Annotated in this window: 22 protein-coding genes and 2 pseudogenes; 13 read left to right on the top strand and 11 right to left on the bottom strand. The window is 72.4% G+C overall.

Annotated features, from left to right (window positions below; translation table 11 throughout):
* The first annotated feature begins 189 nt into the window (after positions 1 to 189).
* Positions 190 to 603: a helix-turn-helix transcriptional regulator gene (locus TR50_RS19035; protein WP_084700542.1), complete on the top strand. Its 414-nt coding sequence runs from the start codon at positions 190 to 192 to the stop codon at positions 601 to 603.
* A 73-nt stretch (positions 604 to 676) separates the two neighbouring features.
* Positions 677 to 1,117, top strand: coding sequence for a VOC family protein (locus TR50_RS19030; RefSeq protein WP_042422505.1), 441 nt, complete (start codon positions 677 to 679; stop codon positions 1,115 to 1,117).
* A gap of 283 nt (positions 1,118 to 1,400) precedes the next feature.
* Here TR50_RS19030 and TR50_RS19025 read toward each other — a convergent pair whose 3' ends face one another.
* From TR50_RS19025 to TR50_RS19010, 4 genes are all read right to left on the bottom strand, one after another.
* Positions 1,401 to 2,195, bottom strand: a complete 795-nt coding sequence (locus tag TR50_RS19025; protein WP_042422503.1) for a hypothetical protein — start codon at positions 2,193 to 2,195, stop codon at positions 1,401 to 1,403.
* Between the two features lie 94 nt (positions 2,196 to 2,289).
* Positions 2,290 to 2,940 carry a DsbA family oxidoreductase gene (locus TR50_RS19020; RefSeq protein WP_042422501.1) on the bottom strand — a complete coding sequence of 217 codons (651 nt, stop codon included), beginning with the start codon at positions 2,938 to 2,940 and terminating at the stop codon, positions 2,290 to 2,292.
* Between the two features lie 66 nt (positions 2,941 to 3,006).
* Positions 3,007 to 4,014 carry an LLM class flavin-dependent oxidoreductase gene (locus tag TR50_RS19015; RefSeq protein ID WP_042422499.1) on the bottom strand — a complete coding sequence of 336 codons (1,008 nt, stop codon included), beginning with the start codon at positions 4,012 to 4,014 and terminating at the stop codon, positions 3,007 to 3,009.
* Positions 4,015 to 4,117: 103 nt separating this feature from the next.
* Complete coding sequence (locus TR50_RS19010; protein ID WP_042422496.1) at positions 4,118 to 5,416, bottom strand: YhgE/Pip domain-containing protein; 1,299 nt, start codon at positions 5,414 to 5,416, stop codon at positions 4,118 to 4,120.
* Between the two features lie 364 nt (positions 5,417 to 5,780).
* Here TR50_RS19010 and TR50_RS19005 point away from each other — a divergent pair, with 364 nt between their 5' ends.
* A complete protein-coding gene (locus TR50_RS19005) occupies positions 5,781 to 7,649 on the top strand; it encodes a carbohydrate-binding module family 20 domain-containing protein (protein WP_042422494.1) in 1,869 nt (622 codons plus the stop codon).
* 75 nt (positions 7,650 to 7,724) lie between these two features.
* Here TR50_RS19005 and TR50_RS19000 read toward each other — a convergent pair whose 3' ends face one another.
* On the bottom strand, positions 7,725 to 9,548 hold the full coding sequence (locus tag TR50_RS19000) for a glycoside hydrolase family 35 protein (protein WP_042422492.1): 1,824 nt from the start codon (positions 9,546 to 9,548) through the stop codon (positions 7,725 to 7,727).
* Positions 9,549 to 9,646: 98 nt separating this feature from the next.
* On the opposite strand from TR50_RS19000, the gene TR50_RS18995 reads away from it, so the two are divergent.
* Positions 9,647 to 10,681, top strand: a complete 1,035-nt coding sequence (locus tag TR50_RS18995; RefSeq protein WP_042422490.1) for a LacI family DNA-binding transcriptional regulator — start codon at positions 9,647 to 9,649, stop codon at positions 10,679 to 10,681.
* 319 nt (positions 10,682 to 11,000) lie between these two features.
* On the opposite strand, the gene cynR is transcribed toward TR50_RS18995, so the two are convergent.
* Positions 11,001 to 11,942, bottom strand: coding sequence for a transcriptional regulator CynR (gene cynR / locus TR50_RS18990; protein ID WP_042422488.1), 942 nt, complete (start codon positions 11,940 to 11,942; stop codon positions 11,001 to 11,003).
* A gap of 128 nt (positions 11,943 to 12,070) precedes the next feature.
* Between cynR and TR50_RS18985 the strand changes: the two genes are divergently transcribed.
* From TR50_RS18985 to TR50_RS18975, 3 genes are all read left to right on the top strand, one after another.
* The gene (locus tag TR50_RS18985) at positions 12,071 to 12,667 is read left to right on the top strand and encodes a carbonic anhydrase (protein WP_042422483.1); all 597 of its coding nucleotides are present in this window, start codon (positions 12,071 to 12,073) and stop codon (positions 12,665 to 12,667) included.
* Positions 12,668 to 12,945: 278 nt separating this feature from the next.
* Positions 12,946 to 13,416, top strand: a complete 471-nt coding sequence (gene cynS / locus TR50_RS18980) for a cyanase (protein ID WP_042422481.1) — start codon at positions 12,946 to 12,948, stop codon at positions 13,414 to 13,416.
* Between the two features lie 11 nt (positions 13,417 to 13,427).
* Positions 13,428 to 13,928, top strand: coding sequence for a nucleoside deaminase (locus TR50_RS18975; protein WP_042422478.1), 501 nt, complete (start codon positions 13,428 to 13,430; stop codon positions 13,926 to 13,928).
* 60 nt (positions 13,929 to 13,988) lie between these two features.
* Here the strand turns inward: TR50_RS18975 and TR50_RS18970 are convergent, their stop codons facing one another.
* The gene (locus tag TR50_RS18970; protein ID WP_369405754.1) at positions 13,989 to 14,648 is read right to left on the bottom strand and encodes a C39 family peptidase; all 660 of its coding nucleotides are present in this window, start codon (positions 14,646 to 14,648) and stop codon (positions 13,989 to 13,991) included.
* Positions 14,649 to 14,716: 68 nt separating this feature from the next.
* Between TR50_RS18970 and TR50_RS18965 the strand changes: the two genes are divergently transcribed.
* Positions 14,717 to 15,265, top strand: a complete 549-nt coding sequence (locus tag TR50_RS18965) for a PadR family transcriptional regulator (RefSeq protein WP_042422474.1) — start codon at positions 14,717 to 14,719, stop codon at positions 15,263 to 15,265.
* A 10-nt stretch (positions 15,266 to 15,275) separates the two neighbouring features.
* On the opposite strand, the gene TR50_RS18960 is transcribed toward TR50_RS18965, so the two are convergent.
* Positions 15,276 to 15,674, bottom strand: coding sequence for a nuclear transport factor 2 family protein (locus TR50_RS18960; RefSeq protein WP_042422587.1), 399 nt, complete (start codon positions 15,672 to 15,674; stop codon positions 15,276 to 15,278).
* A 359-nt stretch (positions 15,675 to 16,033) separates the two neighbouring features.
* On the opposite strand from TR50_RS18960, the gene TR50_RS18955 reads away from it, so the two are divergent.
* Entirely contained in the window at positions 16,034 to 17,698 is a 1,665-nt protein-coding gene (locus TR50_RS18955) for an MFS transporter (protein WP_042422473.1), read from the top strand.
* 293 nt (positions 17,699 to 17,991) lie between these two features.
* Positions 17,992 to 18,153, top strand: a pseudogene (locus TR50_RS44280) (IS5/IS1182 family transposase); the annotation flags it as partial.
* An 18-nt stretch (positions 18,154 to 18,171) separates the two neighbouring features.
* Here TR50_RS44280 and TR50_RS18950 read toward each other — a convergent pair.
* Positions 18,172 to 18,375: pseudogene (locus TR50_RS18950) on the bottom strand (DUF6891 domain-containing protein); the annotation flags it as partial.
* 248 nt (positions 18,376 to 18,623) lie between these two features.
* Between TR50_RS18950 and TR50_RS18945 the strand changes: the two are divergent.
* Positions 18,624 to 18,998, top strand: coding sequence for a hypothetical protein (locus TR50_RS18945; protein ID WP_042422468.1), 375 nt, complete (start codon positions 18,624 to 18,626; stop codon positions 18,996 to 18,998).
* Positions 18,999 to 19,263: 265 nt separating this feature from the next.
* Here the strand turns inward: TR50_RS18945 and TR50_RS42660 are convergent, their stop codons facing one another.
* Positions 19,264 to 19,806 (bottom strand): NUDIX domain-containing protein, encoded by a 543-nt coding sequence (locus TR50_RS42660; RefSeq protein ID WP_052441095.1) that lies wholly within the window; start codon positions 19,804 to 19,806, stop codon positions 19,264 to 19,266.
* A gap of 55 nt (positions 19,807 to 19,861) precedes the next feature.
* A complete protein-coding gene (uppS, locus tag TR50_RS18935; RefSeq protein WP_042422466.1) occupies positions 19,862 to 20,638 on the bottom strand; it encodes a polyprenyl diphosphate synthase in 777 nt (258 codons plus the stop codon).
* Between the two features lie 148 nt (positions 20,639 to 20,786).
* Here uppS and TR50_RS18930 point away from each other — a divergent pair, with 148 nt between their 5' ends.
* Both TR50_RS18930 and TR50_RS18925 read left to right on the top strand, forming a co-directional pair.
* Positions 20,787 to 21,824, top strand: coding sequence for a methyltransferase domain-containing protein (locus TR50_RS18930; RefSeq protein ID WP_042422465.1), 1,038 nt, complete (start codon positions 20,787 to 20,789; stop codon positions 21,822 to 21,824).
* Between the two features lie 232 nt (positions 21,825 to 22,056).
* Positions 22,057 to 22,758, top strand: a complete 702-nt coding sequence (locus TR50_RS18925) for a TenA family protein (RefSeq protein WP_174514839.1) — start codon at positions 22,057 to 22,059, stop codon at positions 22,756 to 22,758.
* The last annotated feature ends 211 nt before the right edge of the window (positions 22,759 to 22,969 follow it).

Here is a 22,969-nt window from a genome sequence, read left to right as displayed (position 1 = left end):
TCCCGCAAGGCTTCCGGGAGTGCTCTCTTCGCTCCTGGCGGGACCCTTCAGCGGACCTGGACCGTATGTGTCGGTGCGCCGTGACACGATCGAAGGGTGAGCCGTACCGACCACCCGTCCGGCGGGCCGTCCGAGGCGCAGCGCGCCCGGCTTGCGCAGTTGCGTCGGCTGCGGCTGGCCAAGGACGCCATGGACCGCGATTGGGCCGAGCCGATCGACCTGGACGCGGTCGCCGGGGCGGCGGGCTACTCGCGGTACCACTTCATCCGCGTCTTCCGGGCGGCCTACGGGCAGACGCCCGGGCAGTACCTCAGCCGGCGGCGCATCGAGCGCGCCGAGGAACTGCTGCGGACCGCGGACCTGTCGGTCACCGAGATCTGCACCCTGGTCGGCTTCGCCAGTCTCGGCACCTTCTCATCGAGCTTCCGGAAGCACACCGGCCTGACTCCGAGCCAGTACCGGGCGCGGCACGTCGAGGCCGGGAGCGCCCTCGTCCCCGGCTGCTACGCCCTGCTCTGGCACGGCGGCTTCAAGGCGTTCCACGCCCGGGAAGGGCGGGAGCAGGAGCCGGAGCAGGAGCGCAATTCCGGAGAAGCCGACTGAGCCCCGACGTCTCTACGGTGGTCAGCAGGAGCGAGGGCGGGACGCGCCCTCGCCGGAACCGGAGGAGACTGCCGTGATCAAGGGCATGTCCATCGCCAACGTCTGGGTGCTGGACCACGACCGGGCCAGGGAGTTCTACACGCAGAAGCTCGGGCTGGAGGTCCGCACGGACATGACCATGGGGGAGGGCGGGATGCGCTGGCTCACCGTCGGCGCCAAGGACCAGCCGGATCTGGAGATCACCCTGATGGTCCCGGGTCCGCCCGCGCTGGACCCGGAGTCCGCGGAGGAGCTGAAGCGGCTCGTCGCCAAGGGCGTCCTCGGCGCGGGCGTCTTCGCCACGGACGACATCCACGCCGACTACGCGGCCATGAAGGCGCGCGGCGTGGAGTTCCTTCAGGAGCCGCAGGAGCGCCCCTACGGGACGGAGGCGATCTTCCGCGACGACTCGGGCAACTGGTTCTCGTTCACGCAGCGCCGTGCGGAGTTGGACCTGGACAAGGACTGGGGCTGAGACTCCTGGGCGGGATCGGCCAGCCACCACCGGACGAAGGAGGCGGGCAGGCGGACGGGCAGCTGGTGCGTGTTCTCGTTCGCTTTCACGATCACCAGCCTGGTGCGTCGTCCAGGGGTGTGGGGGAGTAGCGCGGGGGCGGCGAAACCTGGCGAATCGAGCAGGTGCACCGGCTTCGCAGCCCGCGCAAGGATCGTCCGGGGGCGAACCGCGTGTCGCCGACGGGAACTCGCCCGTAGCCAGCCGTACCCAGCCGTACCCGGCCGGGCTCAGCGGACCGGACTCAGGCGAACTCGGGCGCCGCCGGGGCCGGCACGGGCCCGTCCAGCGCCCCGATGCGCTCCGGCATCCGAAGGCTGACCATCCGGTACCAGCCTCCCACGCGCTCCACCCCGTACATCCCGTGGATGCCCGTACTGATGACCGCCGCCTTCGCCTTCGGCCAGCGCAGGATCTCCGCCATCCGGCCCATCACCGCGAGGCTCACGTCGCGGTAGACGCGGATCTCGGCGGCCGCGCTCCGGTCGAGCAGGTCCTTGATCTCGCGGCCCCGGCCCGCCGCCGCGAGGCGGAGCAACTCCTCGTGGCAGTACGCGAGGTGGTTGTCCTCGTCGCGGCAGATCATGCGGACCGCCTTGCCGATGACCTGGTCGTCGCCGAAGTAGTGGACCAGCATGCGCATCTGCTCGCTCGCCCGCTGCTCGGTGACGCGGCTGTGGGCCAGGTAGGCGACGACGTCGTGCTCGGTGAGCGGCTTGTCGGCGGAGAGCTTGCGGTGGGAGAGGCCGATGCCCAGGCGCTCCAGGATCATCGTGTAGTCGGCCTCCGGCGGCACCGGGACGGGCGCGAGGCCGCGCTTGTGCAGCAGCGCGTTGAAGATCCGGCCGTGCTTGTCCTCGTCGGCTCCGTGCCGCGCGACGCGCGGGGCGAGGTAGCCGAGGCTTTCCGGCAGGAGCGCCGCGATGCGACCGTTCTCCCAGCCGCCCTGCGCCTCACCGCTCGCCGCGATCGAGCAGAAGAGTCGGAACGCCTCGTCGTCGTCCAGGATCTCCCGGAACACGCTCTTCGCCGTCAGCACATCCTCACCTCATCCGGACGTACGCGCCTTCGTCCCAGCCTTGGCCAGGCGACGGGTCGCCACAACCGAGGTGAGGCCGCCCGGGTGACACCGCTCAGGTCTGCGGGACCGTCCGGGTGCTCCAGGCCTGCTCCAGCGCGGAGGTGAACGCGGCCGGGGGCTGGGCGCCCGAGACGCCGAGGCGGCGGTCGAAGACGTAGAACGGGACACCGGTGGCGCCCAGGGCCGCGGCGGTGGCCTCGTCCTCGCGGACGGCGTCGGCATGGGCGGCCGGGTCGGCCAGGACGTCGGCTGCCTGGCGCTCGTCGAGGCCCGCCTCGACGGCGAGCGCGAGCAGTCGGCCGGGGGCGAAGGGGGAGGTGTCGCCGTCGAAGTTCTCGCGGTAGAGCAGGTCGAGCAGCTGCTCCTGGCGGCCCCGCTCCTCGGCGAAGTGCAGCAGGCGGTGCATGTCGAAACTGTTTGCGACGTCGCGCTCGGCGCCCCGGTAGGGCAGGCCCTCGCCGTGGGCGTGCGAGGCGATCCGCTCCTCGGCCTCGCGGGCCTGGTCGACGCTGATGCCGTACTTCGCGGCGATCGCGGGCAGGACCGGGCGCGGCTCCTGCGGGGCCTGCGGGTCCAGCTCGAAGGAGCGGTGGACGACCTCGACCTGGTCCCGGTGCGGGAAGGCGGCCAGCGCCTTCTCGAAGCGGGCCTTGCCGATGTAGCACCACGGGCAGTTGATGTCGCCCCAGATCTCCACGCGCACGGTCTTGCTCCTTCGTTCCTGGCAGTGCTCCTTCAGAATACATGAGGTCATCAACAATGATGAAAGTCAACTTCTTCGGTCGGGGTGCGCCACCCGGGCCAGCCCGGCGAGGGACGCGCGCAACCGGGCGGGGTCGTAGGCGCTGGCGGTGACCAGGATCTCGTCCGCTCCCGTGGCCGTGACCAGCTCGTCCAGGGCCCCGCGCACCTCGTCCTCCGTGCCCGCGACGTGCCCGGCCCGCGCCTGCTCGAAGAGGGTGCGCTGCCGCGCTGTCATCCGCGCCGACCGCACCGCCTCGGGCGGGGATAGTGGCGGGAAGGCACCGAGCGTGCGGGCCTGGGCCAGCGACCAGGACTCGGCCGCCAGCATCTCCCGGGCCTCCTCGGCCGTCCCGCCGACGGCGACCGGCGCCGCGATGACGACGTAGGGCTCGTCGCGCCAAGGCGAGGGCTTGAACGCGTCCCGGTACTCCGCGACCGCCGCCAGCAGCCGCGCGCGGTCGTGCACGCCGCCGACCACGACGGGGAGGCCCGCCTCGGCGGCGATCCGCGCGCCCGCGCCGAGCGCGAGGACGAACGGCGGCACCGGCAGCCCGTCCGCCGGCTGCACCCGCAGGCCGGGACGGCGCGCGTCGTCGCCTCGCAGGAAGTCGAGCAGTTCGGCGAGCCGCTCGGGGAAGTCCTCCGCGTCCCGCACGGTGTGACCGAGCGCCTCCTGCACGGCGCGGGTGAAGCCGACGGAACGGCCGAGCCCCAGGTCGATCCGCCCTGGAAAGAGCGACCCGAGCACGGCGAACTGCTCGGCCACCACGAACGGCCGGTGGTTGGGCAGCATCACCCCGCCCGTCCCGACCCGGATCCGCGACGTCGCCCCCGCGACGGCCGCGGCCAGCACGGTGGGCGCGGAACCGGCGATCCCCGGCACCCCGTGGTGCTCCGAGACCCAGAAGCGGTGGTAGCCGAGCTCCTCCGCGTACCGCGCCAGTGCGACGGTGTCGCGCAGCGCCTGCGCGGCGGTCTGCCCCTCGCGCAGCACGGACCGGTCCAGCAGCGAGAGCCTCAACGGTGCGTTCACACAAGGAGCAACCGGACCGGGCCCCCGAGCCTTCCCGCGCGGGCCTTCCGGCGCGGGCCTTTCGGCACGAGCCCCGCCGCGGGGGCCCTGCCGTCCGCCCGACCTAGGTCGGCGTGCGCTCCGGCTGCGGGGTGAGGCGGTGCAGGCCCCTGCGGTCGTAGTACAGCGTCATGCCGAAGCCGAAGAGGAGCGCGGCCGTCCAGCCGATCGCGATCATGATCCAGGCGCGGGTGAGTCCGGCGTCGGCGCGGGCGTCGAAGTAGAGGATCGCCCGGATGCCGTCACTGAGCTGCCGCATGGGCTCGAAGACGGCGAGGAAGCGGTAGAAGCCCGGGACGGCCTGCAGCGGGATCGTGGCCCCGGAGGACGGCAGGGCCAGGGCGATGAAGACGAACATCGCCACCAGCTGGCCGATCCCGCCGAAGGCCGCGTTGATCGCCTGCACGCCCAGGCCCACCGCCAGGCTCGCGCAGTAGGAGAAGATCCACAGCAGTGGCAGGTGTGTGGCGCTCATGCCGAGGATCGCGATGGTGGCGATCATGACCAGCGTGGTGGTGAGGATGACGATGAACGAGGTCATGGTCATCTTCAGCAGCAGGGTCTGCGTCCGGCTGATCGGGACGGTGGGACGCCGGCTGTGCCAGGGGCCGAGCTCGGTGTCGGCGTAGCCGAGGCCGGAGTCGACGCCGTTGTGGACGATGTTGGCTCCCAGGAAGCCGGTCAGCACCAGCAGCAGCGTGTAGTAGAAGGCGCTGAGACCCAGCCCGCTGTGGGAGGGGATCGGATGGCCCTGCTGGGTGGTGACCGAGACGGGGTCGCTGAGCAGCGTCTGCGTGGTCGCGTTCGCGCCCTGGGCGGCGGCGGACCGGGACAGCTGCTGGCCGATGCTGAGGGAGGCCTGGTGGGCGGCGCTCTGCGAGATCTGCGCGGCGAGCGAGGAGCCGAGGCTGCCCAGGCCCGGGTTGGTGAGCACGGTGAGGGTGGGCAGCGCCGTCGCCTTCATGGTGCCGAGTGCCTCGATGGAGGCGGTGAAGTCCTGGGGGACGACCAGCGCCCCGTAGATCTTGCCGGAGGAGAGCTGGTCCTGGGCCTGGGCGGCCGTCAGCGGCCGCCACTGGACGGTCCGGCCGGGCGTCTGCGCCGGGATGGCGGCGGTGATCTGGGTGCCGACGTTCTGTGTCTGGCCGGGCGGCGGCGCGCCCTGGTCCTCGTTCACCAGGCCGATGGGCAGCCGGTGCAGGTGGCCGTTGGGGTCGATGATGCCGCCCATGTAGAGCAGCGAGAGGAAGAGCGTGACCAGGGCGCAGAGGATGGTGGGGACCAGCCACAGCCGGCCGTTGCGCACGAGCGTCATCGCGCGGGCCCCGCGCGTGGGCGGCCGGGGGGAGCTTGCGGTGGCCATGGCGCTCCTCGTCTCGTGGTCCGGCGCCCATGATCTCCGCTGATCCGCCTGCCGCCCGCCTCCGGCAGCGCAACACCGCGGGGAACACCCGGATGGGCGCAGGGCGCGACGAACGGGCTTCGAAAGGTGTTGCCGAAAGTTGCGGTAAGAATTTCCACGCGGTTATTGACGCCGTCATCAACACCGCGAGAAGGTCGCGTACGCGGCGGGCGGTCACAGCCGGGGACAGGTCGTGGCCGACCGTCGCGCACCCACCCCCTGGCTCCCCACGGCCACCGGTTCCTCCGGCGCGACGACGCGCTCACGTCGTGCTGCCCGGCTCCCGGTCGTCCGCGGCCGGGCCGTGCGCACAGGAGAGAGCCCCATGAAGCGCATCCAGAAGCGCGTCCCGTCGAGACCGCAGCCGGGACAGGACACCTCGGCGCAGCCCGTACCGCGCCGTGCGGCAGGCCGCCGTCAGGCCCGCTGGGCCGGCGTCGGCGCGCTGCTCGCCGGCGCCGTGCTGCCGCTGACCGTCCAGGCGGTGCCCGCGCACGCCGCCGCCGCGCCCGACGGCGGCGACGTGATCGCCAACCTCTTCGAGTGGAACTGGACCTCCGTCGCGAGCGAGTGCACCAACGTGCTCGGCCCGAAGGGCTACGGCGCGGTCGAGGTGGCCCCGCCGGAGGACTCCATCCGGCTCGCCGGATCGACCCACGCGTGGTGGGACGTCTACCAGCCGATCGGCTACGACCTCAACAGTCGGATGGGCAACGCCGCGCAGTTCGCCTCCATGGTCACGACCTGCCACAACGCCGGCGTCAAGGTCTACGCCGACGCCGTGCTCAACCACATGGCGGGCAACAACAACACCAGCACCGACTCCTACGGCGGCGACACCTTCAACTCGTCGACCGAGAGCTACTCCCAGCCCGGCTACAGCAGCTCCGACTTCCACCAGTACCCGGGCAACTGCCCCGACTCGGACCTCTCCATCCAGGACTGGAACAACCAGACCCAGGTGCAGGACTGCGACCTGTCCAACCTGGAGGACCTCGCCACCGAGACCTCCCACGTGCGCACCCAGGAGGCCGGCTACCTCAACAGCCTCGTCGCCGACGGCGTGGACGGCTTCCGGATGGACGCCGCCAAGCACATCAACCAGGCGGACATGACGGCGATCCTCGCCCAGGTGCACAACACCACCTGGACGAACACGCGCCCCTACGTCTACCAGGAGGTCATCCCCGGCAGCACGAACAGCGCGCTGCAGCCCGCCGCCTTCGAGTCCAACGGCAGCGTCATCGAGTTCACCTACGCCCAGGACCTCAAGGCGCAGTTCACCGGGAACATCGCCAACCTCAAGACCTTCGGCCAGAGCTGGGGCCTGGAGCCGCCGTCCGCCTCGACGTCGATGGTGACCAACCACGACACCGAGCGCGACGGCAGCACCCTGAACTACAAGTCCGGCGCGAGCTACATCCTGGCCAACCTCTACGAGCTGGCCTGGGGCTACGACGTCCCGCAGGTCTACGCGAGCTTCGACTGGACCAACAGCGACGACTCCCCGCCGGCCGACGCCAACGGCTTCGTCACCAACACGGACTGCTCCAACGGCTGGTTCTGCACCGACCGCAACCAGGGCGTCGCCAACATGGTCGGCTGGCACAACGCCGTCGCCGGCCAGACGGTGGCCAACTGGTACGACGACGGCGGCAACTTCATCGCGTTCAGCCGCGGCGACCGCGGCTGGATCGCGATCAACAACGAGAGCAGCGCCAAGACCGTCACCCTCGAGACGGGCCTGCCGGCCGGGAACTACTGCGACGTCATCCACGGCGACCTGACCCCGTCGACCGGCGCGTGCTCCGGCTCGACCGTCTCGGTCACGACGAACGGGACCGCGACCGTCACCGTCCCGGCGATGGACGCGGTGGCGCTCTACCTGCCGACGGCCGCCTCCGGCACGGTGGGTGAGTCCTTCGCCGTCAACGAGACGACCAGCTGGGGCCAGAACGTCTACCTGGTCGGCTCGATCCCGGCGCTCGGCAGCTGGAACACCAGCCAGGCCATCCCGCTCTCCTCCTCCGGCTACCCGGTGTGGAGCGGCACGGTCAGCCTGCCGGCGAACACCTACGTCGAGTACAAGTACCTCATCAAGAACTCCGACGGCTCGATCACCTGGGAGCCCGGCAGCAACCACTCCTTCACCACCGGCGGGTCCGGCAACGGGAGCCGGAACGACAGCTGGTAGCAGTCGGACCCCGAGGCAGGAGGCGACCGATCCCGCGCGACGCGTCGAGCAGGGCGAGCCCGGTGGCGGGCGCGCTCAGAAGCCCTCCGGCGCGGGATCGGTCGGGCCGAGGTCCGGAGCGTCCCGCAGCTCCAGGCCCCGGCCGGGGCTGTGCAGTTCCAGGACGGTGACCTCGTTGAGTCCCGGCCGCCAGAGCGGCGCGGGGGCGTAGAGGGTGCGCTGCGGGCCGATCTCCCAGTATCGGCCGAGAGCGAAGCCGTTGAGCCAGACCATGCCCTTGGTCCAGCCCGGCAGGGCCAGGAAGCCGTCGGCGGGCCGCTCCTCGCCCAGGTCCAGCTCGAAACGGTGGAAGGCGGGGCCGGAGGCGGCCTGGCCCGCCGGATCCGCTGGATCCGACTGCGCCGGCGGATCCGTCGGATTCTCCTGGGAGTACGGCAGCTCGGGCAGCGGGTCGAGCGGGAGCGGGCGGATCTCCCAACCGAACTGGTACTGCCGCTCCAGCCGGACCCCGCCCGTGATGCCCTTGCGGTCGGCCAGCTGCGGGCCGTAGTCGACCCGCCCCTGGTTCTCCACGAGCACGTCCAGGCGGGCGCCGTCGGCCGGAACGGTCAGCGGCACCGCGCCGAGCGGCTCGTTGCGGTGCAGCGTGCCGAGCTCGCGGCCGTCGAGGAACACCTGGGCGCGGTCGGCCAGCCCGTCGATCCGCAGGTCCGCGGTGGCCAACGGGCCGCGCAGCCTGGTGCGGTAGAGGATGAGCCCGGTCGACTGGCCCAGCGCCTCCATCGGTTCGGGCTCCAGCCGCCGGGCCGCGTCGCCGAGCAGGTCGAGGCAGTCGAAGAGGGCGACGCGGCCCGCCGGCCCCTCGATCCGGCGGGGCGCGAGCCGTGCGGGCGTCGGCGGCAACGGGTTGGCGACCGGGCCGGTGTGACGTGCGATCACCTCCCGGAAGGCGTGGAACTTGGGGCTGAGCTCGCCGCCCTCGCCGACGGGCGCGTCGTAGTCGTAGCTGGTGGTGATCGGGAGGTAGCGGCCGTCGTAGCAGTTGGCGCCGTTCCACCAGCCGAAGTTGGTGCCGCCGTGGCCCATGTAGAGGTTGACCGAGGCACCGGCCGCCAGCAGGGTGTCCAGGACCTGCGCGGCCTCGGCCGCCTCGCGCACCCGGTGCGGCTCACCCCAGCTGTCGAACCAGGCGTGCCAGTACTCCATGCAGACCAGCGGCCCGTCCGGCTGGTGCCGGCGCAGGCAGTCCAGCGCCTCCTGCGGGCGCGAGCCGAAGGTGCCGGTGGTCAGCACGCCCGGTAGTCTGCCGCCGAGTTGGAACCAGTCCTCGGCGCCGTCGGCGGTGAAGAGCAGGCAGGTGGCGCCGCGCCGGAGCAGTCCGTCGCGCAGGTGCTCCAGATACGCGGTGTCGTTGCCGAAACTGCCGTACTCGTTCTCCACGGCCATCGCCACGACCGGCCCGCCCGCCTCGGCCTGAAGCGGCGTCAGCTGCGGCAGCAGTGCGTCGAACCAGGCGTCGACGGCGGCGAGGTACGTCGCGTCGGTGCGGCGCAGGCGGACGGCCGGATCGGCGAGCAGCCAGGCGGGCAGGCCGCCCGCCTCCCACTCGGCGCAGATGTAGGGACCGGGCCGCACGATCACGTCGAGGCCGAGCCCGCCCGCGAGCCGGACGAACCCGGCCACGTCCTGCGCGCCGGCGAAGTCGAACCGGCCGCGCTCACGCTCGTGGACGTTCCACGCGACGTACGTCTCCACCGTGTTGACGCCCATGGCGCGAAGCCGCTCCAGCCGGTCGCGCCAGAGCTCGGGGCGGATGCGGAAGTAGTGGACCGCGGCCGAGACGACCCGGTGCGGACGGCCGTCGCGCAGGAAGCCGTCGTCGGTGGTGGTGAGGAACACGGCGTTCAGTCCGTTCCGGGGCGGTGAGTGGAAAGCGCTTTCCCTCGCTTTCCCGGTACCGTACGGTCATGGCGAATCCACGGTCAAGGACCCGTCCCGTGCACACCGCCGGGGTGACCCTCCAGCAGGTGGCCCAGCAGGCGGGCGTCTCCCTGGCCACGGCCTCGCGCGTGCTGCACGGCAGCGGCTCGCGCACGGTCGGCGAGGAGCTGCGCCGCAGGGTGGAGGCGGCGGCGCAGGAGCTGCGCTACGTCTCCAATGCGCCGGCGCAGGCCCTGGCGCGTGCCACCAGCGATGTCGTCGGCCTGATCGTCCACGACGTCGCCGACCCGTACTTCGGCGCGATCGCCGCGGGCGCGATGCGCGCCGCGCGTGAGCAGCGGCTGATGGTGATGATCGCGGCGACCTTCCGCGAGCCGGGCCTGGAGCTGGAGTACCTGCGCAGCCTGCGCGCGCAGCGTGCCCGCGCCGTCATCCTGGCCGGCAGCGGCACGGCTGACGCCGACGCGACCGCGCGACTGGCCGAGGAGATCGCGGGCTTCGAGGCGGACGGCGGCCGCGTCGTCTGCGTCGGCGAGCGCGGGCCGGACCTGGACACCGTCGTCATGGCCAACCGCGGCGGCGGCGGGCTGGCCGCGCGCGGGCTGTGGGATCTCGGCCACCGCCGGATCGGCGTCGTCTCCGGCCCGGCCGAGCTGCTGACCGTCCGCCACCGCCTCGACGGTGCGCGCCGCGCGCTGCGCAGCCTCGGCGCGCCGCTGGCGCCCGACGCCGTGACGGTCGGCGATTTCACCCGCGAGGGCGGCCGGGTGGCCGCCGTCCGCCTGCTGCGCGCCAGGCCGGACCTGACGGCGGTGCTGGTCCTCAACGACGTGATGGCGGCCGGCGCACTGGCGGGGTTGCGTGACGACCTCGGCCTCGCCGTTCCGGACCGTGTCTCCGTCGTCGGCTTCGACGACGTCCCCTTCGCGGCGGACCTGCGCCCGGCGCTCAGCACCGTACGCCTGCCGCTGGAGGCGGCGGGCGAGGCGGCGGTCCGCCTGCTGCTGGAACCCTCGGGGGACGAGCCCCGTCGCGTCGCCCTGGCGGCGGAGCTGGTGCTGCGCGACAGCACGGCGACGACGGTCGGCTAGCGTCTCCCGCGGGGGCCGCCCTGCCCGGTTCGGCCCGCGTCCGGCCGCCTGGGGTCGCCGTCCGGGGCCCCGGGTCCGGCCCGAGCCTCGGTGTCCGGCGTCGGTCCGCGGCGAGCTCGCGCCGGCGACGCGCCGTGGTGGGTGGAACCGCTCGCACGCCGGTGGATGGAACCGCTTGCCGGTTCCCGCCTGGGTGAGCCGTTCACGGACCGGGCGACCGGTGAGGCGTTCGCTCCGATCACCCGGGTGGCACCCCGGGGGCCACCGATCTCCCGGCGCCGAACGTCGCGTTGGGAGCACGACGACCCGGACGTGCGCCTCAGGACGGGACCGGGACCGCAGCAGCGGCGGGCGGATAGCCGCGGGCGTGGACGAGTTCGCGGGTGAGCCGGGTGAAGGCGCGGCTGGCGGCGCTGCGGTAGGCGTCGGTGCGTTCGAGGAGGGCGACGGCCCGGGTGGGCAGGGGCGGATCGAGGGGGACCGGCGTGAGGTGGGGGTGGTCGTGGGTGACGGCGGCGGGCAGGACGGTGGCCAGCGGAGCGCGCCGGACGACCTCCGTGAGCGCCAGGATGGAGTTGGCCTCGACGGTGACGTTCGGGCTGACGCCGTGTCGTGTGAAGTAGCCGTCGATGTGGCCGCGGGTGGCGAAGTCGCCGCTGAGCAGCGCCAGCCGGTGCTCCGCCAGTTCGCTGACGGGCAGCGGGGCGCCGAGGTCGGCGGCGGGGCTGCCTGCGCGGTGGCCGGCGCCGGTGACCAGGGTCAGCGTCTCGGTGAACAGGGGCTCGGCCGTGACGCCGGGCAGATGGGGCCCCCGGAAGGCGATCCCGAGGTCGAACTCATCGGCCAGCAGCCCGGATTCGATGCGTTCCTGGGTCGTCTCCCGCACGGTCAGGGTCAGGCCGGGGTGGCGTGCGTGAAGTTCGGCGGTGAGCGGGCCGACGAGGTAGGCGGAGAACGTGGGGGTGACCGCGAGGCGCAGATGTCCGCGTGAGAGGTCCTGCACGTCGTGGACGGCGCGTTCGGCGGCGGCCAGGTCCCGCAGCGCGCCGCGCGCGTGGCGGGCGAACGCGTCTCCGGCGTCGGTGAGACGGACGGTGCGGCCGGTGCGGTCCAGCAGCTGCGTGCCGAGCGTCCGTTCGAGCTGCCTGATCTGCTGCGAGAGCGTCGGCTGGGAGATGTGCAGCTCCTCGGCCGCGCGGGTGAAGTTGCCATGCTCGGCGACAGCGAGCAGATAGCGCAGGTGGCGTAGTTCGAGGGCCATGGACAGAAGTATAGATGTCAGCTATGCCAAGCATGTTTACTGCGTCTTGGACACTATAGATACAGGTCATGCAGGGTGGATCTCGTCGGGCCCCACGGGGCAGGCCGCCATCCAAGGGAGTGAATTCCATGCATGACCTCGCCGACGGCGTCGCGCGATTCCAGCGGGACGTCTTCCCGGCCAGAGAGGAGCTCTTCGCCCACCTGGCCGCGAACCACACCCCGCACACCCTGTTCATCGGGTGCTCCGACGCCCGTGTGGTCCCCGAGCTGATCACCGGGTGCGAGCCCGGCGAGCTGTTCGTCGTCCGCACCGCCGGGAACCTGGTCCCCGCCTACGCGCCGGGCGCCGACGGGGTCACGGCGAGCATCGAGTACGCCGTCGCCGCGTTGGGCGTGCGGGACGTCGTCGTCTGCGGGCACTCCGCGTGCGGGGCGATGACCGCGCTCGCCCACGGCCACGACCTGAGCGGCCTCCCGGCGGTCGCCGACTGGCTCCGGCTCGCGGCCACCTCGGTCGCCCGGACGGCGGCCACCGGGGACGTCCCGGCCCTCGTCCGGCAGAACGTGCTGGCGCAGCTGGCGACCCTCCGTACGCACCCCTCCGTCGCCCGCGCGGTGGCGGAGCGGCGGATCACGCTGCGCGGCTGGGTTTTCGACATCGCGACCGGCCGCGTCGACGAGGTCCGCGACGCGACCGCCTCCACCGCGCGCCTGGCCGCCTGAGGCTCGTCACCCGCGCCGCGACGACGCCGCGCCCGCGCCGCGACGACGCCGCGCCCGCGCCGAGACGGCGACCCGGCTCCGGCCTCGACCCTGCCCCCGCTCGACTCCGATCCCGGTCACGGACTCGGCTCTTGCCCCGGCGTCGACCCCCGCTCCGGCCTCGGTCTCGGCCATGTGCCGGGCCCCGGGGCCGACCTGGCTCCGACCCGAGTCCCAACCTGACTTCCCCACCTGAATCCCCGACCCGAATCCCCACCCCCTCGAAAGGAATCCCTTCCATGCTGCACGCCCAGTTCGACCCCACCGCCCGTCAGTTGCTCGCTGCCACCGCCGTCGAGGCGAAGACCCGCAAGGACCTCTCCTGGCACCAGGTCGCCGACGCCGCCGGCCTCTCGCCCGCGTTCACGACGGCGGCCGTCCTCGGCCAGCACGCCCTGCCGCAGCACTCCGCGGAGGCGGTGGCCGAACTGCTCGGCCTCGACGAGGACGCGGCGCTGCTGCTCCAGACCGTCCCCACGCGCGGCTCGATCCCCGGCGGCGTCCCCACCGACCCGACGATCTACCGCTTCTACGAGATGCTCCAGGTCTACGGCACGACCCTCAAGGCGCTGGTCCACGAGCAGTTCGGCGACGGCATCATCTCCGCGATCAACTTCAGGCTGGACGTGAAGAAGGTCGCCGACCCCGAGGGCGGCGAGCGCGCCGTCATCACCCTGGACGGCAAGTACCTGCCGACCAAGCCCTTCTGAGAGGAGCCACCGTGGACTTCGCACAGCGCACCGTCGACCTCGCGCGCCGCAACGTCGCCGAGGGTGGCCGCCCCTTCGCCACCGTGATCGTCAAGGACGGCCGGGTCCTGGCCGAGAGCCCGAACCGGGTCGCCCAGAGCGGCGACCCCACCGCCCACGCGGAGATCCTCGCCATCCGCGAGGCCTGCACCAAGCTGGGCACCGAGCACCTCACCGGCGCCACCATCTACGTCCTGGCCCACCCCTGCCCGATGTGCCTGGGCTCGCTGTACTACTGCTCGCCGGACGAGGTCGTCTTCCTCACCACCCGCGACGCCTACGAGCCGCACTACGTGGACGACCGGAAGTACTTCGAACTGGGCAACTTCTACGAGGAGTTCGCCAAGAGCTGGGAGGAACGCCGACTGCCGATGCGTCACGAGCCGCGCGAGGAAGCGGTGGCGGTCTACCGCCTGTGGCAGCAGCACAACGGCGGCGACCGCCACGTGGCCGGCGCACCGACCGCCGCCTGAGCGGCCCTGCCTGGTCGGCTCTGCCCGGTTGCCCGGTTGCCCGGTTGCCCGGTTGCCCGCTTACCCGGCCGCCCGACCCGCCTGCCCGGCGGGTCGGGCCGCCGCGCGCGTGGTCAGGGGATCGGCCAGCACGACGCCCCGGCGGGCGAAGAAGCGGTCCAGGTCGGGCCAGGGCACGCGTGCGTAGTGCTGGCTGCCGGGGAAGCCGGAGGGGTTGTTGACGTACAGGGCCTCGTCGTCGTGGCCGACGGCCAGGACCAGATGCCCTCCCCGGGCGGGCGGCTCGGGGTCGAGGGTGCGGATCGAGGGGTGCACGGAGAGCATCGGCAGGCGGCCCGCGTCGAGGTGCTCGCGCACCTGCGCCGGCTCGAGAGCGGTCTCGACCGTCGCCGCCAGGTCCCAGCGTTCGCGTACGTAGTCGGCGAACGGGGCGTAGATGAGGCCCTGGACCCTCTCCCCGTCCACCACGTACGCGCCGGCCGCGACGCACTCGTGCGCGAGCCCGACCGTCCCGGGCGCGTCGCCGCGCCAGTGCACCAGGGCCATGCGCAGGCACGCCATCCCGCAGACGCGCCGACACCACCACGCGTACTCCTGCGGCGACTGCGCGCCCGACTCGGCCCAGCGCGGATCGTCCTCGGCCGGGACCGTCCGGGCGATCAGGTCGGGGACGAGGTCGGGGGAGGCGAACTGGGAGACGTAGGGCACGGTGATCGTCACGGGGTGAGTCTGCCCTAGCGTGCTGGACGGGCGGCTCATATGGCCGCGAAGTTGACTATCCTCGCCTCATGGCACTGCGCAACGCGATCATGGCGACCCTCCTCGAAGGCGAGGCGTCCGGGTACGACCTCGCCAAGGGATTCGACGCGTCGGTCGCGAACTTCTGGGCGGCGACGCCCCAGCAGCTCTACCGGGAGCTCGACCGCATGGCGGCGGACGGTCTGGTCCGGGCGCGCGTGGTGGAACAGGAGCGCCGTCCCAACAAGCGGCTCTTCTCGCTGACCGAGGCCGGCCGCGCCGAACTGCGCGCGTTCACCGCGCGGCCGCCGCGCCCCGGCGCCGTCCGCGACGAACTCCTGGTCCAGGTCCAGGCGGTGGACGCGGGCGACGCGGCGGAGGTGCGGGTGGCGCTGGAGGCGCGCAGGGCGCACGCGGAGGAGAAGGTGGCCCGCTACGAGCGGCTGCGCGCCCGCCTGCTGGACGGGCGGTTCGAGGAGGAGTACCTGGCCTCCGTCGAACGGGTCGGCCCGTACCTGACGCTGATGCGGGGGCTCTCCTTCGAGCGTGAGAACGTCCGCTGGTGCGAGCAGGTCCTCTCGGTGCTCGCGCGGCGCTGAGGCCGTTCCGTCACCCGAGCGCGCCGAGGGCCTCCGCCTCGATCCGGGCGAACTGCGCGCCCATCGCGGCCGCCAGCGCCTGCGCGCCCGAGAGCGGGCGGACCATGACCGTGAACTCGTCGATCAGGCCGTCGTCGTCGAAGTGCAGGAAGTCGCAGCCGTGCACCTCGCGGCCGTCCACCGTGGCCTTGAAGACGAACGCGTGGTCGCGCGCGTCCGGCGCGCCGATCTCGCGGACGTAGTGGAAGTCCTCGAAGACCCGCATGACGCCGCGCAGGATCGCAGCCGTGATGGCCTTGCCCGGGTAGGGCTTGAACGCGACGGGGCTGGTGAAGACGACGTCCTCGGCCAGCAGGGCCTCGAGCGCGGCGACGTCGCGGGACTCCACGGCTGCGCGGAACGGGTGCACGGTCTGCACGATCGACCTCCTGGACAACAAGTTGAATAGTCGCGATGAGCCTAGCCAGCCGGGCCGCGCGTGTCGACGGCGGGCCGGAGGCGGCGAGCCGCGGGGGCGCCACGGGGGCGCCGAGGGCCGACGCGGCGCCGACGGCGGGCCACCACGGACGGGCCGCCGCGGACGGGCTGCGGGCTGCGGGCCGAATCTCCGCGGGTGTTGCGCGGGGCATTGACCGACCGGGGGTGGACTCCTACATTCCTCCATACCGACCGGTAGGTGTGCTGAATTCCCATTCACGGCGACTCGAAATTCACCTGGCCGCGCGCCCGCATGCGCGGCGTGCGCGTCAGCGACGAGGAGGGCCCTGCATGACCGCGACCGTGTCCGTCCCCGAGACCGTCCCGAATCCGCTCGCCAGGCTCTGGCGAAGAGAACTCCCGCACTACCCCGACACGGCGCGCCGCTATCTGTACCTCGCGATCGTGGTCGTCACCACGGTGGTGCTCTACTACGAGCTCTACGTGCAGTACGCGGTGGCGACCTCGATCATCCAGCACTACGGGATGACCTTCCGCGACTTCGTCTGGATCAGCGTCATCGGCAACGCCGTCGGCGCCTTCGCCTCCCTGGTCGCCGGGCTGGCGGACCGGTGGGGACGGGCCAACCTCGTGGTCTACGGGCTGCTGGTGGCGTCGTTGCTGCTGGTGGTCGGCCTGCCCGCCGCGCCGAACCAGACCGCCTACCTGGTCCTCTTCGCGGCGGTCAGCTTCGTCGAGGGCATCGTGCTGGTGGCCACCCCGGCGCTGATCCGCGACTTCTCCCCGCAGTTGGGCCGCGCCACGGCCATGGGCTACTGGACCATGGGCCCCGTCATCGGCAGCCTGGTGGTCACCAGTGTCACCAGCGCGACGCTCGACTCGGCGACCTGGCAGGACGAGCTGCGCTACTCCGGCTATGCGGGGCTGCTGGTCTTCGTGCTCGCGCTGTTCGGCCTGCGCGAGCTGTCACCGCGGCTGCGCGACCAGATCATGGTCACCCTGCGGGACCGCGCGCTGGTCGAGGCGCGCGCGGCCGGGATCGACCCCGAGCAGCAACGATCGGGGCACTGGCGGCAGATGATGCGGCTCGACGTGGTCGGCTCGGCCTTCGCGATCAGCGTCTTCCTGCTCTTCTACTTCGCCGCCGTCGGCAACTTCGTCGTCTTCTTCGCCACCACCTTCGGCTACACCGAGCAGCGCGCCAACGCGCTGGCCAACTGGTACTGGGCGCCGAACGCCGTCGCCCTCGTGGTGGTCGGCCTGCTCTCGGACCGGCTGCGGGTCCGCAAACCGTTCATGATCGTGGGCGCGCTCGGCTGTATGGCCGCGACGGCCTTCTTCGCGACCAGGGCGACCCAACCCACCACCGGCTACTACACGTTCGCCGCGCTGTGCGCGGCCGTCGGCGTGCTGAGCGGTGTCGCCTACGCGCCGTGGATGGCGAGCTTCACCGAGACGGTCGAGAAGCACAACCCGGCCGCGACGGCGACGGGTCTGGCGGTGTGGGGGTGGATCATCCGCATCGTCGTGGCGGTCTCGGCGGCGTTCGTGCCGGTCGTCGTCACCGCGGTCACCCCGCTGGTGGAGCACGGCACGCAGGTCGCCACGGCCCAGGCGGAGGCCGGCCCGGCGCTCGCCATCGTCCAGGCCCATCCGCAGCTCTTCGCCGAACTCGCCAAGTACCCGCCGAACGCGATCCCGCCCACCCTGCTGGCCCAGGCCACCCAGCAGGTCAGCCCGGCCGACCTGCAGACGGTCGCGAAGGCCCAGCCGCAGTTGACGGTCCTTCAGACCTACGGCACCCAGGTGCAGCAGGCCGCCAAGGACGGCCCGGGCCAGTGGCAGACCTGGTGGTGGATCTGCTTCGCCGGCCAGGCCGTCTTCCTCCCCTTCGTCTTCACCATGACGGGCCGCTGGAGCCCCCGCCGCGCCCGCGAGGACGCGGAGGCACACGCGGCCGCGGTGGAACGCGAGTTGGCCGCCATCGCCGACTGACCGACCCCCGGACGCTGCCGCGCCCGGACCACCGGCCCGGTTCCCTTGTCACCGCTGCTGTCTCCGCCCGGAGTACACACGCCGCGGTCCGCGGCCGGGGCCGCTCCACAGGCCCCGGATCCGCGGGACCACGCCCCGCGGCGGTGACGGTCGGGTGACGTCGCGGCCGGTGATCGTGACAGGCAGCGGTGCCGGGTACCGTTGCGGTCGACGATCAGGTGGCGCTGGAAGCCAGGCCAGGCCAGGCGCGGTCGGTTGGGGCCGTCACGTAGTCGGCGCGGCCGTTCCGGAGCCGCCCACCTGCCTTCGACAAGCAGCTCTACAAGGGGCGCAACGTCGTCGAACGATGCTTCAACAGGCTGAAGCAGTGGCCCGGCATCGCAACGCGGTACGACAAGAGGGCCGAGTGCTATCAGGCAGCCGTCACCCTCGGCTCACTCCTCATGTGGGTGTGATCTCTTTGACGCCGATCCCTAACCGACCAGGCGACGACGCCAGTCCAACGGGGTGACGGTGATGGCCCGGCCGGGGTCACGATCCCACTCGACGTGCAGGCCGACTGCTTCAAGGGCAGCCACGGCCTCGTGGCCGATCGCCGCCGTGGTCTCGGACGAGCTGTCGAAGCCGCCGTAGAGGAGCATCAGTCCGTGGCCGGCTGCAGCGGAGTCCGTGCACTGAAAGGAACCGGTCACCGTCGCCACCGATTCGTCGGACCAGCCCAGCTAGTTCCTCGGCTGACACGTGGACGTGCCGCTCCCAGTTCTCCGTCTTCACCACGATCTCGAGCATGCGCAGACTCTGACACACCCCCTAGGACAGCGGCCCCCGAGACCCCCGACGTAACTGCTGCTGCGACAGCTCGAAGCCCGGAAGTCGGCCGAGGAACCCAGTTGAGCAGTCCGGACTGCGTCGACACACTCCTTGTATGACCAACACCGGGACCGAAGCCGTTCAGCAGGGGTGGGACGAGCCTTGGTACCGCGTCCGAACAGATCGGTTCGAGGCGTCGTTCCTGCCCAATGCGGGTGAGCCTCTGGACACCGTCTGCAACGTCGACGTCGAGGTCCGGCTGACAGAGGACGGCTCACGCTGGAGCGCGACCGTGCTCACCTTTGCCGAGGTCGAACGCATCATGGAGAGCTGGGCTCGCACGGGCGAGGCACAGGGCGGCCGCTACTTCCGGTGCTCCGACGGCCTCATCGTCCGGGACCCCGGCGTCGACAACATGACGCAGGTGCTGGCCGGTCTCCTCGACGACGGCGACTTCACACAGGTTCTCCAGCGACTCGATGACGAATGACCGTCCGGCCGACTCCTCCGCCGACACGAGCAGTTCGTGCTGATCGGACGATCCGCGTGTCGAACCTCCCTCAGAACACCGCGCTGCTCGACCTGCTGCGAGCGCAGGCCGTTCTGGAGGAGCGCGGTGCCTATGCCGACGAGGGATGGGAGTCGCATACCCACCCTGACCTGGTCGAGAGACTTCAGCAGCTTGCTCCCGGCCGATCGGTTCTGGCGTGTGGGGACAGCGCCAAGGGCGGAAAGCAGCGGGGGCGCGGGCGGCGCTAATGCCGGTCCCGGCGCGCGGTGAAGGCGGCGGCGTCGGCGTCGAGTTCGGTGCGGGTGGCAGAGAGGACGCGGACCTCGCCGCCGGTGCGGGCGGCGAGCGCGGCGTGGATCCGGGAGATGCGCAGGGCGCCGGTGTAGGAGGGGAGGTCGTCGGGGGCGACCCATGCGGCGTCGCGGATCTCGTCCGGCTGGAGGCGCAGCGGCGGGTGCGGGAGCGGGTGGGTGCCCATATCGAAGTAGAACTGCACGCCGGGCATGTTCAGCAGATCGCTCCCGTCGCCCGTCGCCCAGGCGACGTGCAGCAGCCGCCCGGCCCGCAGTCGAAGGCCCGTCTCCTCCGCGAGCTCGCGCTCGGCGGCCTGCTCCGGGGTCTCGCCCGGATCGATGACGCCGCCGGGGCAGCCCCACGGCTCACGGTTGCGGCTGCGCACCAGCAGGATTCGCCCCTCAGGGTCGGTGACCACGGCGGAGACCGCAGGGAAGGCGCGGGCGATGCCGGGCAGGTAGGCCGGGACATCGGCGGAGGCGGGTTGGGACACCGTCAGGACTCCTTGCAGGGTGCAGTTGGTGCAGTGGTGGCGCGCCGGGCGGTGGTCAGCCGCCGTAGCGGCGTTCGCGGGCGCTGAAGCTGCGCAGGGCGCGCAGGAAGTCGACCTGTCGGAAGGCGGGCCAGTAGGCGTCGCAGAAGTAGAGCTCCGAGTAGGCGCTCTGCCACAGCAGGAAGTTGGAGAGCCGCTGCTCGCCGCTGGTGCGGATGACCAGGTCGGGATCGGGCTGGCCGGCGGTGTAGAGGTGGCGGGTGAGGTCCTCGGGGGTGAGGTCGTCGGCCACCTCGCTCAGGGTGCGGCCCTGCGCCGCGCGCTCGTGGAGCAGGTCCCGCATCGCGTCGATGACCTCCTGCCGGCCGCCGTAGCCGATGGCGAGGGTCAGGTGCGCGCCGGTGGCGCAGCCGCGCGTCGCCTCGACGGCACGCTTGAGGGCGTGCGCCGTCGAGTCCGGCAGGAGGTCGAGCGAGCCGGCGATGTGCAGCCGCCACCGTGCCTCCGGGCGTCCCAGGTGGTCGAGGGCCAGCTCCTCGATGACGTCCATGAGGTAGGCGACCTCCTCGTCGCCCCGGCGGCTGAGGTTCTCGGTGGAGCAGACGAACACCGTGACGTGCCGGATGCCGAGCGGCTCGCACCACGTGAGCACCTCCTCCAGGTGGGCGGCCCCGTAGCGGTGGCCGAGGCTGGGGTTGCCGAGGCCGACCCGGCGGGCCCACCGCCGGTTGCCGTCCATCACCAGGCCGATGTGCCGGGGCAGCGGCCCGGCACCCACCTGCCGGCGCAGGCGTCGGGCGTACAGGGCGTACAGCGGAGCGGAGATCTTCATGACGGTCGGCGTCCCCTTCCTGACGTCCCTTCACGGGAGGACCGGTTCACGGGAGTCCGGCCATGGCGGCATACTACGACGCGGATAGCACGCATCGCGTGCTATCGGGACGATGTCACCGGGAAGTGGAAGCGGAGGAGTGCGACCGATGCAGACGGCCGACGCCCAACTGCTGGTCCTGTGCGCGCTGGCGCGCGGGCCCCTGCACGGATACGCCGTCAACACCGCGGTCGGGGAGGTGACGGGGGAGCGCCTCGGGCGGGGCAGCCTCTCCAGCGCCCTGGCGCGGTTGGAGGCCAAGGGCCTGATCGAGCCGTTGGAGAGGCAGGGACGCCAGCGCCCGCTGCGGCTCACCGACGCCGGCCGCGCCGCGCTGGAGCGGGAGCTGCACGCGACCGCGCGGGTCACCCAGCGGATGTTCGAGGCGGCGGTGCCGGACCGGGTGGCCTACCAGCAGCGGCTCTCCGGTGTCGGCGCGCTCCACGCCTACCGCGACGTCATGGCGCGCCAACTTCACCCCGAGCCGGGCGGGACCGTCCTCGACGTCGGCTGCGGGCCCGGTGGCGACGTGCCGCTGCTCGCCGCGGCCGTGGCCGGATCGGGGCGGGTCATCGGGGTCGACCGGGACCCGCGGATGCCGGCCGAGGCACGGGCCCGCCACGGCGGGCGGGTGCCCGGCGTCGCCTTCCTGCGCGGGGACGCGCACGCGCTCCCGCTGGCGTCGGCGTGCGTCGACCGCGTCTGGATGCACCGGGTCCTCCAGCACGCCGCCGATCCGGCGCTCGTGCTGGCCGAGGCGGCCCGTGTGGTGCGTCCCGGCGGCCGCGTCGTGCTGGCCGAACCCGACTGGGAGACGCTCGTGTTCGACCACCCGGACCTGGAGGCCTCGCGCGCCTACACCCGGCACGTCGTGGACCGGGTCATCCGCAACGGCGTCGTCGGCCGCCAACTCGCCCGGCGCGCGGCCGAGGCGGGGCTCGCGGTGGACGCCGTCGTGCCGGTCGCCGCCGTGTTGCGCGACGCGGGGGAGGCGGACCGCATCCTCGGCTTCCAGCGCAACGCCGAACGGGCGGTAGCGGCAGGCTACTTGACTGCCGAGGCGGCGCAGGGGTGGCTGGACGCGCTGGCCGGGGGCCCGTTCCTCGCGTCGGTGACGGTTCACGTCGTTGCCGCGACGCGCGGCTGAGGTCGTCCTCCGCGAACGTGCGGTGTGGCGAAGAGCCGGTCGGCACGGTCTGGCCGACGGGCGTCTGGTCGGAGAAGGCCTGCTCCACAGAGGCCCGGTCCACAGAGGTCCGATCCGCCCACGGCCAGCCTCTCGTCGGACCGGACCCGCCTGTGCTTACGTAGGCGGTACGTGGACGCACGAAGGCCGGGCGGACGCGCGTCACCGAGGCGAGGCGGAGGGGGCTTACTCCATGGCGCAGGACGCGGCGGGTCTGCTGGCCCGGGTGCGGGAGGAACTGGCGCCGGGCGCCGGGGAGAACCGGCTGATCGGGCGGATCGCCGACGGCAGCGCTCCGCTGCGCGTGCTCGGCGAGCTCGCGGCGCAGCAGCGGCGCATCATCGCGAGCGACCGGCGCAGCTTCCTCACCTTGGCGGCGCGCTGCGCGGACGCGCCCGGAGGCGCGTACTTCGCGGACCTGGCCGCCGGGGAGAGCCGGGCGCTCGGCCTGCTGCCGCCGTTCGCCGCCGCCTGCGGTCTCGACGACGCGGCGCTGCGCGCCCGGCCCCCGCTCGCGGGCTGCCAGGCGTACCCGGCCTACCTCGCCTGGCTCGCCCTGAACGGCGACCCGGTCGGCGTCGTCCTCGCCCTCACCGCCAACTTCGCCGCCTGGGGCGGCTACTGCGCCACCGCCGTCCGCGCGCTGCGCGACCACTACGGCTTCGCGGACGAAGCCTGCGCGTTCTTCGACTTCTTCGCCGTCCCGGACGCCGCGCCCGACCCGGAGGCGGACGCCCCCGCGCTCGCCCTCGTGGAGCACTGGCAGGCGTTGCAGGCGTCCTCGTCGGCCGACCGCACCGACGGTGGCGACCCCCTCGAATACGGGCGGATGCTGCAGAGCTACGAGCTGATGTTCTGGAACACCCTCGCCGACCTGGCCGGCCCGGCCGAGTGAGGCGGCCCGAGCAACTCGTCACCACCACGGGCTCGTCCCGTGCCCGACGGAAGGGAGCACGCCTGCCATGGCGGCCCCCGGTGTCGCCCCGCCCGGAATCGTTTTCCTCCACTTCTCCGACACCGAGTCGGTGGCGGCATGGGAGGCGCATCCGGAACACTTGGAGGCCCAACGCCCCGGCCGGGAGGGCTGACACGACAGCTACGCGGTC

It is taken from the genome of Streptacidiphilus anmyonensis (assembly GCF_000787855.1).
In the GTDB taxonomy this organism is placed as follows: Bacteria; Actinomycetota; Actinomycetes; order Streptomycetales; family Streptomycetaceae; genus Streptacidiphilus; species Streptacidiphilus anmyonensis.
This window is presented reverse-complemented; position numbering and strand designations above follow the sequence as displayed.